Annotated in this window: 15 protein-coding genes; 8 read left to right on the forward strand and 7 right to left on the reverse strand. The window is 71.0% G+C overall.

Annotation, left to right across the window (positions count from 1 at the left end; translation table 11 throughout):
- Window positions 1-25: 25 nt before the first annotated feature.
- The 3 genes from glpK to M8231_RS14390 all read left to right on the forward strand — a co-directional run bounded on the left by glpK (window position 26) and on the right by M8231_RS14390 (window position 3535).
- Window positions 26-1573 carry a glycerol kinase GlpK gene (glpK, locus tag M8231_RS14380; protein ID WP_431307135.1) on the forward strand — a complete coding sequence of 516 codons (1548 nt, stop codon included), beginning with the start codon at window positions 26-28 and terminating at the stop codon, window positions 1571-1573.
- Window positions 1574-1602: 29 nt separating this feature from the next.
- Entirely contained in the window at window positions 1603-2679 is a 1077-nt protein-coding gene (locus tag M8231_RS14385) for a phosphotransferase family protein (RefSeq protein WP_250201767.1), read from the forward strand.
- A gap of 82 nt (window positions 2680-2761) precedes the next feature.
- Window positions 2762-3535 carry an SDR family oxidoreductase gene (locus tag M8231_RS14390; RefSeq protein ID WP_249749401.1) on the forward strand — a complete coding sequence of 258 codons (774 nt, stop codon included), beginning with the start codon at window positions 2762-2764 and terminating at the stop codon, window positions 3533-3535.
- A gap of 6 nt (window positions 3536-3541) precedes the next feature.
- On the opposite strand, the gene M8231_RS14395 is transcribed toward M8231_RS14390, so the two are convergent.
- Together M8231_RS14395 and prfA are read right to left on the reverse strand one after the other, a co-directional pair.
- Window positions 3542-4291 carry a DUF1223 domain-containing protein gene (locus M8231_RS14395; protein WP_250201768.1) on the reverse strand — a complete coding sequence of 250 codons (750 nt, stop codon included), beginning with the start codon at window positions 4289-4291 and terminating at the stop codon, window positions 3542-3544.
- A 68-nt stretch (window positions 4292-4359) separates the two neighbouring features.
- Window positions 4360-5427 (reverse strand): peptide chain release factor 1, encoded by a 1068-nt coding sequence (gene prfA, locus M8231_RS14400; RefSeq protein ID WP_249749400.1) that lies wholly within the window; start codon window positions 5425-5427, stop codon window positions 4360-4362.
- 187 nt (window positions 5428-5614) lie between these two features.
- On the opposite strand from prfA, the gene M8231_RS14405 reads away from it, so the two are divergent.
- The 4 genes from M8231_RS14405 to M8231_RS14420 all read left to right on the forward strand — a co-directional run bounded on the left by M8231_RS14405 (window position 5615) and on the right by M8231_RS14420 (window position 7844).
- Window positions 5615-6208 (forward strand): response regulator, encoded by a 594-nt coding sequence (locus tag M8231_RS14405; protein WP_249749399.1) that lies wholly within the window; start codon window positions 5615-5617, stop codon window positions 6206-6208.
- Window positions 6209-6268: 60 nt separating this feature from the next.
- Window positions 6269-6709 (forward strand): RrF2 family transcriptional regulator, encoded by a 441-nt coding sequence (locus M8231_RS14410; protein ID WP_249749398.1) that lies wholly within the window; start codon window positions 6269-6271, stop codon window positions 6707-6709.
- Window positions 6710-6743: 34 nt separating this feature from the next.
- Window positions 6744-7520: a sulfite exporter TauE/SafE family protein gene (locus M8231_RS14415; RefSeq protein ID WP_249749397.1), complete on the forward strand. Its 777-nt coding sequence runs from the start codon at window positions 6744-6746 to the stop codon at window positions 7518-7520.
- Between the two features lie 87 nt (window positions 7521-7607).
- Window positions 7608-7844 (forward strand): DUF6356 family protein, encoded by a 237-nt coding sequence (locus tag M8231_RS14420; RefSeq protein WP_249749396.1) that lies wholly within the window; start codon window positions 7608-7610, stop codon window positions 7842-7844.
- A gap of 16 nt (window positions 7845-7860) precedes the next feature.
- On the opposite strand, the gene ispG is transcribed toward M8231_RS14420, so the two are convergent.
- From ispG to M8231_RS14440, 4 genes are all read right to left on the reverse strand, one after another.
- Complete coding sequence (gene ispG / locus M8231_RS14425) at window positions 7861-8994, reverse strand: flavodoxin-dependent (E)-4-hydroxy-3-methylbut-2-enyl-diphosphate synthase (RefSeq protein ID WP_250201769.1); 1134 nt, start codon at window positions 8992-8994, stop codon at window positions 7861-7863.
- Window positions 8995-9053: 59 nt separating this feature from the next.
- Window positions 9054-9557: a DUF1543 domain-containing protein gene (locus M8231_RS14430; protein WP_249749395.1), complete on the reverse strand. Its 504-nt coding sequence runs from the start codon at window positions 9555-9557 to the stop codon at window positions 9054-9056.
- Between the two features lie 11 nt (window positions 9558-9568).
- Window positions 9569-11227 (reverse strand): FAD/NAD(P)-binding protein, encoded by a 1659-nt coding sequence (locus M8231_RS14435; protein ID WP_250201770.1) that lies wholly within the window; start codon window positions 11225-11227, stop codon window positions 9569-9571.
- A gap of 104 nt (window positions 11228-11331) precedes the next feature.
- Window positions 11332-12105, reverse strand: coding sequence for a DUF1810 domain-containing protein (locus M8231_RS14440; RefSeq protein WP_249749392.1), 774 nt, complete (start codon window positions 12103-12105; stop codon window positions 11332-11334).
- Between the two features lie 103 nt (window positions 12106-12208).
- Here M8231_RS14440 and M8231_RS14445 point away from each other — a divergent pair, with 103 nt between their 5' ends.
- Window positions 12209-12535: an energy transducer TonB gene (locus M8231_RS14445; protein ID WP_249749391.1), complete on the forward strand. Its 327-nt coding sequence runs from the start codon at window positions 12209-12211 to the stop codon at window positions 12533-12535.
- Between the two features lie 229 nt (window positions 12536-12764).
- On the opposite strand, the gene M8231_RS14450 is transcribed toward M8231_RS14445, so the two are convergent.
- Entirely contained in the window at window positions 12765-13142 is a 378-nt protein-coding gene (locus M8231_RS14450; RefSeq protein ID WP_250201771.1) for a hypothetical protein, read from the reverse strand.
- Between the last annotated feature and the right edge of the window lie 192 nt (window positions 13143-13334).

Here is a 13334-nt window from a genome sequence, read left to right on the forward strand (position 1 = left end):
CTATCGGGAGAGAAACGACTTGAGCCTGATCCTCGCCATCGACCAGGGCACCACCTCCAGCCGCGCCATCGCCTTCGAGGTTACGCCTCGAGCAGCGCGAAGCGCGGTGGGCGAACCAACAGGCCGGGGAGGAGACCTGCACCCCCTTTCCGTCAGCCAGATCGAGCTGGCGCAGCACTTTCCGCGCTCGGGCTGGGTCGAGCACGACGCCGCCGAGATCTGGACCGCGACGCTGCAGACCTGTCGCGAAGTGGTGCGCCAGGCGGGCGGGATCGGCCGTTTCGCCGCCATCGGCATCACCAACCAGCGCGAGACGTCGGTGATCTGGGACGCCGCGACGGGCGAGCCTCTGCACCGCGCCATCGTCTGGCAGGACCGGCGCACCGCCGACGTCACCGCCCGGCTGGCGGCGGCGGGCCACGAGGCGACGGTGCAGCGGGCGACCGGCCTGATCCTGGACCCCTATTTCTCGGCGACCAAGTTCGCCTGGTTGCTGGACGCCGTGCCGGGCGCGCGAGAGCGGGCGGCGCGGGGCGAGGTCCTGCTGGGCACCATCGACGCCTGGCTGATCTGGAAGCTGACCGGCGGGCGGGTCCATGCGACCGACGCCACCAACGCCGCCCGCACCAGCCTGATGGACCTGAAGACCCTGGAATGGCGCGAGGACCTGTGCGCCCTGTTCGACGTGCCCATCCAGGCCCTGCCCCGCATCGTCGGCTGCGCCGAGGTGATCGGCGAGAGCGAGCCGTCGCTGTTCGGCCGCGCCCTGCCCGTCGCCGGATCGGCCGGGGACCAGCAGGCGGCCCTGGTCGGTCATGGGGCGCTGAACCCCGGCGACGCCAAGATTACCTACGGCACCGGCGCCTTCCTGGTCGCCAATGTCGGGGCCGAACCGGTCGCCTCGACCCGGCGCCTGCTGGGCACGCTCGGCTTCGCCACCCGGACCGGGACGCAGGGCCGCACGGCCTATGCGCTGGAGGGGTCGATCTTCTCGGCCGGCTCGGCGATCCAATGGCTGCGCGACGGGGCGAGGATGATCTCGGAATCCCGCCAGTCCGAGGCGATGGCGCAGGGGTTGCCGGACAACGGCGGCGTCTATCTGGTCCCCGGCTTCACCGGCCTGGGCGCGCCGTGGTGGGAGCCCGAGGCGCGCGGGACCGTGGTCGGCCTGACCCGCGATTCCGGCCCGGCCCATTTCGTGCGCGCCGCGCTGGAGGCCCTGGCCTATCAGACCCGCGACCTGCTGGACGCCCTGGCCGACGACGGGGCCCCGCCCCTGACGACGCTGAAGGTCGACGGCGGCGTCACCGCCAACAGCTTCGCCATGCAGTTCGTCGCCGACATCTGCCAGGTGGCGGTCGAACGTCCCGCCTTCCAGGAGATGACGGCGCTGGGCGCCGCGCGCCTGGCCGCGTTCGGCGTCGGCCTGATCGACGACTTGGAGCATCGCCCGGCCGAGGCCCCGGCCGTCTGGACCCCGCGCATGGACGCGAGGGAGCGCGAGCGGCTGCTTTCCGGCTGGCGCCGCGCGGTGAAGGCGGCCATCATCGCCGCGCCGGAACGCGCGTCCTGAAGAACGCCGACGGACCAAGGGGAGACAGGATGACCGACGCCGCCGCCATGAACCCGCAGGACGCCTTTTCCGGCACGCGCGAGGTCGATCCCCGCTATCGGCTGGACGAGGCGGCGCTGGACGCCTGGATGACGGCCAACGTCCCGGGCTACGCCGGCCCCCTGACGGTGCGCCAGTTCAAGGGCGGCCAGTCGAACCCCACCTATGAGCTGACCACCCCCGGCGGCGCCTATGTGCTGCGGCGCAAGCCGCCGGGCGTGCTGCTGCCCAGCGCCCACGCCGTGGACCGCGAGTTCACCGTCATCTCGGCCTTGAGCGCCCAGGACTTCCCGGTGGCCCGGCCCTACGCTCTGTGTACGGACGATGCGGTCATCGGCTCGATGTTCTATGTCATGGACAAGGTCGAGGGGCGTGTCTTCTGGGACCTGAAACTGCCCGGCTTGGCCCCGGCCGAGCGGCGCGCCATCTACGAGGCCCAGACGGATGCGCTGGCGCGGCTGCACGCCTTCGACCCCGCCGCCATCGGCCTGGCCGACTATGGCAAGGCCGGCAATTACTTCGCCCGCCAGGTCGGCCGCTGGACCAAGCAGTATCGCGCGTCAGAGACCCAACCCATTCCGGCGATGGACCGGCTGATCGCCTTCCTGCCCGACAGCCTGCCGCCCGAGGGCCCCAGCCGCATCGTCCACGGCGACTTCCGCCTGGACAACATGATCCTGGCGCCGGACGCGCCCCAGGTCCGCGCCGTGCTGGACTGGGAGCTGTCGACCCTGGGCGATCCGATGGCCGACTTCTCCTATCTGCTGATCGCCTGGGCCATTCCCGCCAGCCTGCGCAACGGCCTGGCCGGCGCGGACCTTCAGGCCCTGGGCATTCCGTCGGTCGAGGAGACGGTCGACCGCTACGCCGCCGCCACGGGCCTGCGCCCGGCCAACCTGGACTGGCTCTACGCCTACAACCTGTTCCGCCTGGCGGCCATCTGCCAGGGCATCGCCGGCCGCGTCCGCGACGGCACGGCCGCCAGCGCCCACGCCAAGACCATGGCCGCCCAGGTCGGCCCCCTCAGCGACGCCGCCTGGGCGTTCGCGAAGACGGCGGGCGCCTGACGTCGATTGAGGGGTCCGAACGTCGCCAGACACGCCCGGATCGGCGCCGCACGCTGAAGCCTCCACACATCAGGAGGTTTCCATGCTCACCCACCCTCTGCTGGCCGACAAGGTCGCCATCGTCACCGGCGCGAGTTCCGGCATCGGGGCGGCGGCCGCCCGACTGTTCGCCGCCTCCGGCGCAGCGGTCGTCATCTCGGCGCGACGGGACGACCGACTGGACGCCGTCGCCCACGCCATCCGCCAGGAAGGGGGCCGGGTGGTCCCGGTCGCCGGGGACGTGCGTGATCCCGACCTGGCGGATCGGTTGGTCTGCACGGCGACGGACGTCTTTGGCGGCCTGGACATCGCCCTGAACAACGCGGGCGACATCGGGACGAACGCCGCCGTGCCCGACCTGTCGCTGTCCGACTGGACCGCCGCGCTGGACGTCAATCTGACGGGATCGTTCCTGGGCGCCCGGGCGCAGATTCCCGCCATGCTGGCGCGGGGCGGCGGGTCGCTGATCTTCACCTCCACCTTCGTCGGCCATTCGGTCGGAATGCCGGGCATGGGCGCCTACGCCGCCGCGAAGGCGGGCCTGATCGGCCTTTCGCGGGTGATCGCGGCGGAGTTCGGTTCGCGCGGTCTGCGCAGCAACTGCCTGTTGCCGGGAGGGGTCGACACCGAGGCCGGCCGCGCCTTCGCCACGACGCCGGAGATCGTCGCCTTCGTGGAACAGCTGCATGCGGTGAAACGGATGGCCGCCGCCGAGGAGATCGCCCGCGCGGCCCTGTTCCTGGCGTCGGAGGCGTCCAGCTTCGTGACGGGATCGGCCATGCTGGTCGATGGCGGCGTCACCATCACCCGCACCTGACGATCTCTAGTCCTTCACCGCCGCGCCGATGATGCGGCGGTCCGTCTTGCCCTGGATCAGAACGGCCACGGCGTCGCCGTTCGCCGTCTGGGGCAGGGCGTAGAGCATCGGGCGGCCGCGCCATTCGCCCAGGCGCGTGACCTCGCGCACCACATTGACGTGGCGCACGGTGCGGCCGCGGTTCTCGCCCTCGCGCACCTCCACCGTCTGGACGCCGGGGGTGTAGGTCACCGCCAGCACCTCGGCGCCGCCGGCGGGGGCCCGGCCCGAGCCGACGCCGACGCGGTCGCCGGTCTCGCGGAACTCGATCTCGGGGGGCCAGACCTGGCGCGACGCTTCCTGGACGATGGCGGCCTCCAGCTCCAGGCCGCGCGCGCCCGAGACCTGGCGGCGGCCGTCGATGACCACCTGGGGCGTGGACACGCCGCGCTGGTGCAGGGCGGCGCGGTAAGCCCTCTGGCGCTCGCCGAAGGCCGGCTGGGCGAAGGTGTCGGGCCAGCCCAGATAGTCCCAGTAGTCGACGCCGTAGGTCAGGGCGATCACGCCCGGCCCCGCCGCCGCCCGTTCGACCGTGGCGTTGGCGTCGACGCAGCCGCCGCAGCCCTGGGCGGTGAACAGCTCCACCACCACCGGCGCGGCGCCGCGCAGGACGACGCGCGGCCGCTCGGGACGCGCGCCCGCCGGCTGCGCGGCCGATCCGACCGTCAGCAGGGCACCGGCCGCCGCCGCCGCTATGACCCCAGCCCGAAACTTCATGCCGACAGTCCTAGCCCCCCGAGGCCGGCGTCACCGCTCATTTTCGCGTGAGCGGCGGATCGCCCGCCTCAGGCGAACTCGGCCTCCAGGTCCGCCAGGCGCGCGGCCTGGTCTTCGGCGATCAGGGCGTTCAGGACCGGGTCCAGGTCGCCTTCCAGGATCTGCGGCAGGCTGTGCAGGGTCAGGCCGATGCGGTGATCGGTCACGCGCCCCTGCGGGAAGTTGTAGGTGCGGATGCGCTCGGAGCGGTCGCCCGAGCCGACCTGGGACTTGCGCGCGTCGGACCGCGCCGCGTCCTTGGCCTGGCGCTGCATGTCGTACAGCCGCACGCGCAGGTTCTTCATCGCCTTGTCGCGGTTCACGTGCTGCGACTTCTCGGAGCTGGTGGCCACGATGCCCGTCGGCAGGTGGGTGATCCGCACCGCCGAGTCGGTCTTGTTGACGTGCTGACCGCCCGAACCGGAGGCGCGGAAGGTGTCGATGCGGATGTCCTTGTCCAGGATCTCGATCTCGACGTCCTCGACCTCGGGCAGGACGGCGACGGTGGCGGCCGAGGTGTGGATGCGCCCCCCCGCCTCGGTGACGGGCACGCGCTGGACCCGGTGCACGCCGCTTTCGAACTTCAGCCGCCCGAACACCCCCTCGCCGGTGACGGTGGCGACGATCTCCTTGTAGCCGCCGGCCTCGCCCTCGGCGGCGCTGTCGACCTCGACCCGCCAGCCCCGGTCCTGGGCGTAGCGCGAATACATCCGGAACAGGTCGCCGGCGAACAGGGCGGCCTCGTCCCCGCCGGTGCCGGCGCGCACCTCCAGCACGGCCGAGGCGTTCTCGTCGGCGTCGCGCGGGGCCAGCAGCAGGGCCACCTGCCGCTCAAGCTCGGGCAGGCGGTCGTTCAGGGCGCGCAGCTCCTCCTCGGCCATCGCCGCCATTTCCGGATCGCCGGTCATGGCCTTGAGGTCGGCCGCCTCGGCCCGCGCGCGCGCCAGGCCCTGGACCGCGTCGGCGACCGGCTTCAGCTCGGCGTGCTCCTTGGACAGGCGCACGATCTCGGCCCCGTCGGTCGCCGCGCCCATCCGCGCCTCCACCTCGTGGAAGCGGTCGAGAACCTGGTCGAGACGGGCCTGGGGCAGTCGCAAGGGATGAAAGGACCTGAGCTTGAGGAAAGGGGGCGTCCTTACCTCGCCGGACCGCGCCCTGTCGATGACCGGCGGCGATCAACCCCCGGCGCCGCCATTGTGATCGCGGATAACGATGCCGTCACCCCGCTTCCGTCCGCCGGCCCGATGACCTAGCTGAGCCTCGATCCATCTCCGGGGGGCCGCCATGGTCGATCATTCCGCTTCGACGCCCGTCGAACGCCTGTGCCGCCTTTACGACGACCGCATGACCGAGACCGGGGGCGATCTGTCGCCCGAGGACCTGAGGGAGCTGAAGGCCATGGCCGCCATCTACGACCTGGACACCGACCGCAGCCCGGCCGAGGTGTGGCGCGACGTGCGCGCCGTCGTCACCCGGCAGGCGCCGCGCCGGGACGACGACGCCCCCGCCGCGGCGGGCGATCCCGTGACCGTGATGGTGGTCGAGGACGACGCCGAGGCCGCCGCCGACCTGACCGAACTGTTGACCGAGGCGGGCCATCGCGTGGTCGGCCCCTTCCACAACGCGGCCGCGGCCGAGGCGGCGGCCGCCCTGCATCCCATCGACATCGCCCTTCTGGACCTCAACCTGTCCGACGGCGCGACCGGGGTGGACCTGGCCTCGGACCTGACCGACCGGTGGGACGTGCAGGTGGTCTTCATCTCGGGCGACGTGACCCTGGCCGCCCGCCACGCCGACCGGGCCGAGGCCCTGGTGCTGAAACCGTACACCGGCGCCCAGATCCTGGAGGCGGTGACGCGGCTGGGCCCGGCGGCCTGAGGCTGCGCGCGACCGCAGGCGGGGCCTTGCGCCGGGGGCCGGCGCGCGCGATCACGGGCCATGCTGTCCAACCGGTCCCGCTACGCCCTGCGCGCCATGGTCCACCTGGCCGCCCTGCCCGGCGGCGGCCCCGCGACCATCGCCGAGATCGCCGAGGCCGCCAGCGCGCCGAGGAAGTTCCTGGAGGCCATCCTGCTGGACCTGCGTCGGCGGCGTCTGCTGGTCTCGCGGCGGGGCCGCACCGGCGGCTACGCCCTGGCCGCGCCGGCCGACGCCATCACCTTCGCCGACGTGATCCGGGCCCTGGAAGGGCCGCTGGCCCTGGCGCCGTGCGCCTCGCGCACCGCGCCCGGCCCGTGCGAGACCTGCCCCGACGAAAGGACCTGCCCGCTGCGGCCGGTGCTGACCGAGGGGCGCGACGCCCTGGCGGCCGTGTTCGAGACGCGAACCCTTCTGCAGGCGGCCGCCAATTCTTCTCCTATTGACCCGGTAGGGAATTAGACCTCACCTTCGCCCCATCCTCCTGGAGGCGTCCATGCAAGACTTCCTGCTGTTCCTGCTCGTCGGCTTCCTGGCCCAGATCGTCGACGGCGCCCTGGGCATGGCCTACGGCGTCATCTCCTCGACCGTGCTGCTGTCGTTCGGGGTGCCGCCGGCCACCGCCTCGGCCAGCGTTCACGCCGCCGAGGTCTTCACCACCGCCGCCTCGGCCGGATCGCACGCGGCCAACCGCAATGTGAACTGGAAGCTGTTCGCGCCCCTGGCGCTGGGCGGCGTGGTCGGCGGGGGCCTGGGCGCCTTCGTCCTGACCAGCGTGGACGGCGACGTGCTCAAGCCCTGGATCACCGCCTATCTGTCGATCATGGGCCTGGTCATCATCTGGCGCGCCACCAAGAAGACGCGCGAGCGGGTTTTCCCGATCAAGTTCTCGGCTCCGCTGGGCCTAGTGGGCGGGTTCTTCGACGCCATCGGCGGCGGCGGCTGGGGCCCCACCGTCACCACCACCATGGTGGGGACGGGCCAGGATCCGCGCATGTCGATCGGCACCACCAACACGGCGGAATTCTTCGTCACCTCGGCCATCTCGGCCACCTTCCTGGCCGCCTTGCTGACCGGCCACTGGGACCAGGCGGAAGGGTTCGCCTCTCACGCCACGGCCATCCTGGGGCTGATCCTGGGCGGTCTGGCCGCCGCGCCCCTGGCCGGCGTCATCGCCCGCGTGGCGCCCCGCCAGGCTCTGACCTACGGCGTCGGCGTGGTGGTCCTGGTGTCGGCCGGCTACCAGGCGCTGCGGCTGTTCGGGGTGCTGTAGGGCGCGCCGGCTAAATATCTACTTCGTGACTAGACATTGAACGCGTCCGGCGGGACGCTGCCCTTCCCCCGGAAAGGAGCGGTGTCGATGCTGAAGTCGTTTTTCCTGTCCCATCCGCGCGCGTGCGGGGAATCCTACGCCGCCCATGCGCGGGTGGCCCTGGGCGTGTCCGCGACCCTGTTCGGCGCGGCCTTCGCGGCCTTGGTCCACGCCGTCGCGCCGGCCCTGTTCAAGACGACGGCCAGCCGCACCGTCATTCGCCTCTATCCGGTCATGGCCGCCCGCAACGTCCAGGCGCGCGACGAGGCGACGGCCCCGGACTAAAGCCCCGCGCGCGCCGTCACTCCGCCGCCTGCGGCGCCGCCCGCGCGGCTTCCAGCTGGGCCGCCTTTTCCTCGACCAGGCCGACGATGTGGTCGATCATCCCGTCGTTGGCCTGTTTGTGGGCGATCTTGCCGTTCAGATAGATCATGCCCGCGCCCTTGCCGCCGCCGGTGAAGCCGATGTCGGTATAGAGGGCCTCGCCCGGTCCGTTCACGACGCAGCCGATCACCGACAGGCTCATCGGCGTCGAGATATGGGCCAGCTTCTCTTCCAGCACGGCCACCGTCTCGATGACGTTGAAGCCCTGCCGCGCGCACGACGGGCAGGCGATGATGTTGACGCCCCGGTGACGCAGGCCCAGCGACTTCAGAATGTCGAAGCCGGCCCTGATCTCCTCCACCGGATCGGCGGCCAGGGACACCCGGATGGTGTCGCCGATGCCGGCCCACAGCATCGAGCCCATGCCGATGGCCGACTTGATCGTGCCGGTGCGCAGCGGCCCCGCCTCGGTCACGCCCAGGTGCAGGGGGCAGTCGATGGCCTCGGCCAGCTGCTGGTAGGCGGCGACGGTCAGGAAGGGGTCGGACGCCTTCACAGAGATCTTGAACTCGTGGAAGTCGTGGTCCTGCAGGATGCGCGCGTGGTTCAGCGCGCTTTCGACCATGGCGTCGGGGCAGGGCTCGCCGTACTTCTCCAGCAGCTCGCGCTCCAGCGAACCGGCGTTGACGCCGATCCGCATCGAGCAGCCGTGGTCCTTGGCTGCCTGCACCACCTCGCGCACCCGATCCGAGGATCCGATATTGCCCGGATTGATCCGCAGGCAGGCCGCGCCGGCCTGGGCCGCCTCGATCCCGCGCCGGTAATGGAAGTGTATGTCCGCCACCAGCGGGACCTTGGCCGCGCGCGCGATTGTGCGGAACGCCGCCGTCGAGTCCTCGTCCGGACAGGACACCCGCACGATGTCGGCCCCGGCCTCCTCCAGCTGGCGGATCTGGTCGATCGTCGCCGCCGCGTCCGATGTCGGCGTGTTGGTCATCGACTGCACGCTGATCGGCGCGTCGCCGCCCACGAGCACCGACCCGACCCGGATCTGCCGGCTCTTGCGACGCTCGATATGGCGCCAGGGACGGACGTGGGTGTGATCGCTCATCCCCCGCCATATAGGCCCTGACGCCTTCCGGAGCCAGACGCCGGCGTGTCGAATGCGGCCTAGCGGATGGGCATGTAACGGCAGGCGAAGGCCGGATCGTCGGACATCAGGCTGGGCGTCAGGTGGATGTGCAGGCGTTCCCCTTGCGCCGCCGCATCGAGGGCGAAGGCCTGCTCGGCCTCGTAAAGGTCGTCGCGATGGGCGTCGCGCCAGCCCGCGGCGCGGCGGATGGCGCGCGCCTTGGCGCCGGCCAGGTCCTCGGCCACCACGAAGACGTTCCGGTGCTGCTCGGCGAAGGTCGTCCCGTCATAGCCGCCCAGGTTCACATAGTAGAGACGCTCGGGCCCCTCGAACGGTTCGGGCCGCAGCGACACCGCATAGCCGTCCGCCTGGACGATCTCCGACCAGCAGTCGATGTGAAGGCTGCCGGGCTTGCCCCACCACTGCGCCAGGAGCGCCCCATGCGTGGCCTCGATCGTCTCGGCGACGACGAAGCGCATGTCGTGAACCTCGATGTTGGCGCGCGGATGCTCGCCGCCGATGTAGATCGCGAACAGTCTCATGGTCCCGCCGTCTAGGCGACGGCGGGCCATGTGTCGACGGCGCCGCCCTGCGCGGCGAGGACGCACCCGAGATGCCGGCCCACGATCTCGCCCATGTCGCGCGAGCTGGTGACGCCCTGCGCGAAGGGGTGACGCCCCAGGATGAACGGCAGGCTGAGGCAGAAGAGCCGGTCCGCCGGCAGGGCGGCGGCGATCGGCCGGAACAGGTCGTCGACGACGATGCCCCGGCCCGCCCCGCCCGGGTCCCCGGCCGTCTCGTCCCGCACGATCCCCTGCTCGATCAGCGAGAGAAAAGGGAACTGGAGGGCGCTCAAGGGGCGCTGGCCGGTCGCTTCGATGAAGACCGGGAAATGCCGGCTGCGCCCGGCCCGGACCAGGCGCGCGCCGCCTTCGGGACACCGGGTGTCGATCCGATAATCGTCGCCGAGGGCGATCAGGCTCAACCGTCCGGCCCGATGCAGCGCCAGCATCCGCTCCACCGACTCGTGGGGAACCGCGCCATAGGCGTCCACGAACACCGGCTTGAAGCTGCGATTGAAGCGTTCGAAGTCCGTTTCACTCAGATGGGGGACGATCGCCGCGATCGGTTCGTGCATCCGCAGGATGGCGTCGCGCCAGGACACCGTGGTCTTCGTCGCATGGTTGGCCCGCGCCTCGGCGAGATTGGCCTCGGCCCAGACAAAGGGGTCCGCGTCGGCGCGCGCCTGGAAATAGGCTTCGCCGAACGGCTCCAGGGTCGCCTGCGCCAGTCCCGTCGCCTCCGCATAGGCGGGGTCGATCCGCAGGAGCTCGCGTCGGAACAGATCGAAGGCGGCGTCCAGCAGGTCGGGCTGACGGCGGTCGATCAATTCGGCGAGCGCCGCCGGATTGCAGACCGCGAGCGGGGCGTGCGGCAGCGGGAAGTAGAAGTCGGCCTCCGGCAGCAGGCCCTTTCTGGACATCAGGGTGATGTGGAAATCCGGCAGGGCCGAACCCGGCCTGTAGGTCAGCGCCTCTCCGTCGCGGACGAAGTCGCCGTGGGCGGCGGCCAGCGCCACGGCGGTGTCGATCGCGGTGAGGGACGACCCGCGGACGCCGATGTCGGTCGGCGGCGCCGCGGCCAGGGCGCGGGCCGGCCAGGGGCTGGTGTAATAGCCGGGCCGCGCCTCCTGGCGCGACGGCCACTGGTGGCCGGTGGCCAGAACGACATGGTCGAACAGGCTCCGGGCCGTCTTCCCGTCGGGGGACGTGAACACGAGCTCCAGGCCGTCCGGCCGGTTGACGGCGTCGACGACGCGGCAGCCGGCGCGAACGTCGATCCGCACGCCGGCCTTGGCGGCCGTGTCCAGCAGGCTCTGGAACTGGCTTTCAAAATACCGCCCCAGGACAAGGCGCGGCAGGAAGGCGCGGTCGCTGACGGCCGCGATGTCGACCCCCATCGCCTCGAGCTCAGCCGGCGACCGGGACTGGAGCCAGGCCAGCAGGGTCTGCGTCAGGGGCGGAATCTCGGCGCTGGCGATGTTGGACAGCATGGCCGGGTCGTTCCAGCCCGGGCGGTAGGGCGTGCCCAGGCCGACGGCGGCTTGGGCCTCGAACACGGTGATGCGCACGCCTCTCGGCCCCTGTCTGAGCAGGGCGTCGAGCGTGTAGAGGGTGGTCGGGCCGGCGCCGACAAAGGCGAGCGATGACATAGCCGCGTCTGAACACGCGACGCGCCCTGACGATCCATTGTGCGGTTCTGTACCCACCGGCGCCGCGCGCCGGCCTCCACGCCGGGTCGCCGCGGACGGATCGTTCAGAGACGATCCGGACCCGCCCGCGCCGCCCGCACCCGGTCCGTCGTCAAGGGGTCCGGCCCAAGATTCCATCTCGCGAGCGCCTCGCCAAAGACGGCCTCGTCCGGCGCGACCGCATGGAACAGCGTCATGGACGATCGGAACTTCAGATCGTCCGGCGATCCGAACACCTGTCGCAATGACGCCGCCGGCGCGGTCGAGGCCGCCCGCGCGGCCTGGCTCAGCCGCGGGCCCAGGATCGGATGGGCCAGATAGGCCCGCGCCTCGGCCAGGGAAGAAACGCCGTAGAGCCGAGCGGTCGACGAACGGCCCAGCGACCTCGCCTGCGGAAACACGAACCACATCCAGTGGCTCGTCTTTCGCCCCACGGCCAGTTCGGCCATGGCGCGGTCGAACACCGGATCCTGCGCCGCCACGAACCGCTGCAGGCCCTCGTTCCACGCGGTCTCCTCCAAGGCGGCGAACCAGTCCGCATAGGGGCTGTTGCGCGCCATTCGCCGGTTCAGATCCGGCGCGCCGTCGTCCCACCAGACCGGCCCGCGTTCGCCCAGCGCGACCTTGGCCTGGTCGACGGCGCGACGCGCCTGCGCCAGACCGTCTGGGTCGCGCGCGGCCAGGGCCGCCCGGACCGACCGCCGCGCCGCCATCAGGTCACGGACCCGCCGTTCGCGTGTCTCGGGCGAGAGCCTGGGATCGGTCCGCCGCCACAGCCGGCCACGCACCACCATGTATCGGCCGTCGGGCGTGACAGGGTCGGTCGGGCGGTCGCTCATGGTCGCACAACGCACGAAGGCGCGAAAAGGCGCGGACCGGAAGGGCGGCGGCGGGAACGGGCGACGGGCCTGGGCGCTTATGCAGGGGAAAGAGACCGTCCCCATGCCCCTCGCCCTGATCCTGGCCCTGATCGCCGCCCCTGCGCCCGCATCGCCCACCGTGGGCGGCGCGCCGGACAAGCCGGCCGACGCGCTGGTCGCGGCCAAATCCGCGACCGACGATCAGGACGCGGTGCGCGTCCGCCTGCGGTGCATCGCCCGGGCGACCGGCGTGGCGTCGGACTGCGTCGTGCTGGACGAGACCCGCCCAGGCCACGGATTCGGCGCGGCCGCTTTGGCGCTGATGAACGGCGCGACCGTCGAACCCGCGCTCGACCAGGGCCGCCCCATCGACACGCCGTTCGAACACACCATCCAGTTCACGCCCTGACAGCACGGCCGGGCGCCCGGCCCAATGGACGAGACGACATCCACGTACGCCACGCAGCCGTTCGCGTGGCAAGCACTGGGTTTCACGGGGGAAAATGGTGGACGCGACAGGGATTGAACCTGTGACCCCTACGATGTCAACGACGCGGGCCTTATGATCGGGAGCGGCTGCTGTGCCCGAAGCATCATCCGGGCATTCAGCAAGTTCTCAACAAATACAGTCTCTTGGTTCAGGTCAAAACTTCTCCAGCACCCGAGGCCATAGCCGGCTGGCAACGCTTGCACGCCACCGGTGCAGTCTGTTGCAGCCTGTTCTTGGCTAGTTTCAAGTCAGCGGTGAAAAAGTACGACCCGGTTTTGTCGATGATCTGCTCGGCGATTGCGTCGACATCCTCTGGAGCCAAGGCGCTGAGCGCCTGCTGGTCCAGCTGACCGTCTGCCGGAAGCGTCCGCGCGAGCGTGGTCAGCATAGAGAGCATGAAGCTCTGTCCGTCGGACCACCGGCCCTTGGCTGCCCAATCTGAGAATTCGCCGGAGAAGATCGGCAATCTGAAGTCGCCAACCACGGGCACAGACAGGTTGATCCAGGAAAGCTCTGCGAGGTCCAAGACGAGGCCCTTTCATACAGGTCGAGCTTAGCAACTGACGAACGAAGCGCCACTGCTGCTGATCTGGGAAGAACACCGCTGTGATGATCGACGCGCCCCCGCCGGAGGTGCGCAACATCATAGGACTTGACGGTATGCGCCTTACGACTGTGCAAGCCAGCATGGTGCGCGCGGCCGCGCGTCTGGCCGATC

It is taken from the genome of Brevundimonas albigilva, assembly GCF_023573565.1.
Classification (GTDB): Bacteria; Pseudomonadota; Alphaproteobacteria; order Caulobacterales; family Caulobacteraceae; genus Brevundimonas; species Brevundimonas albigilva.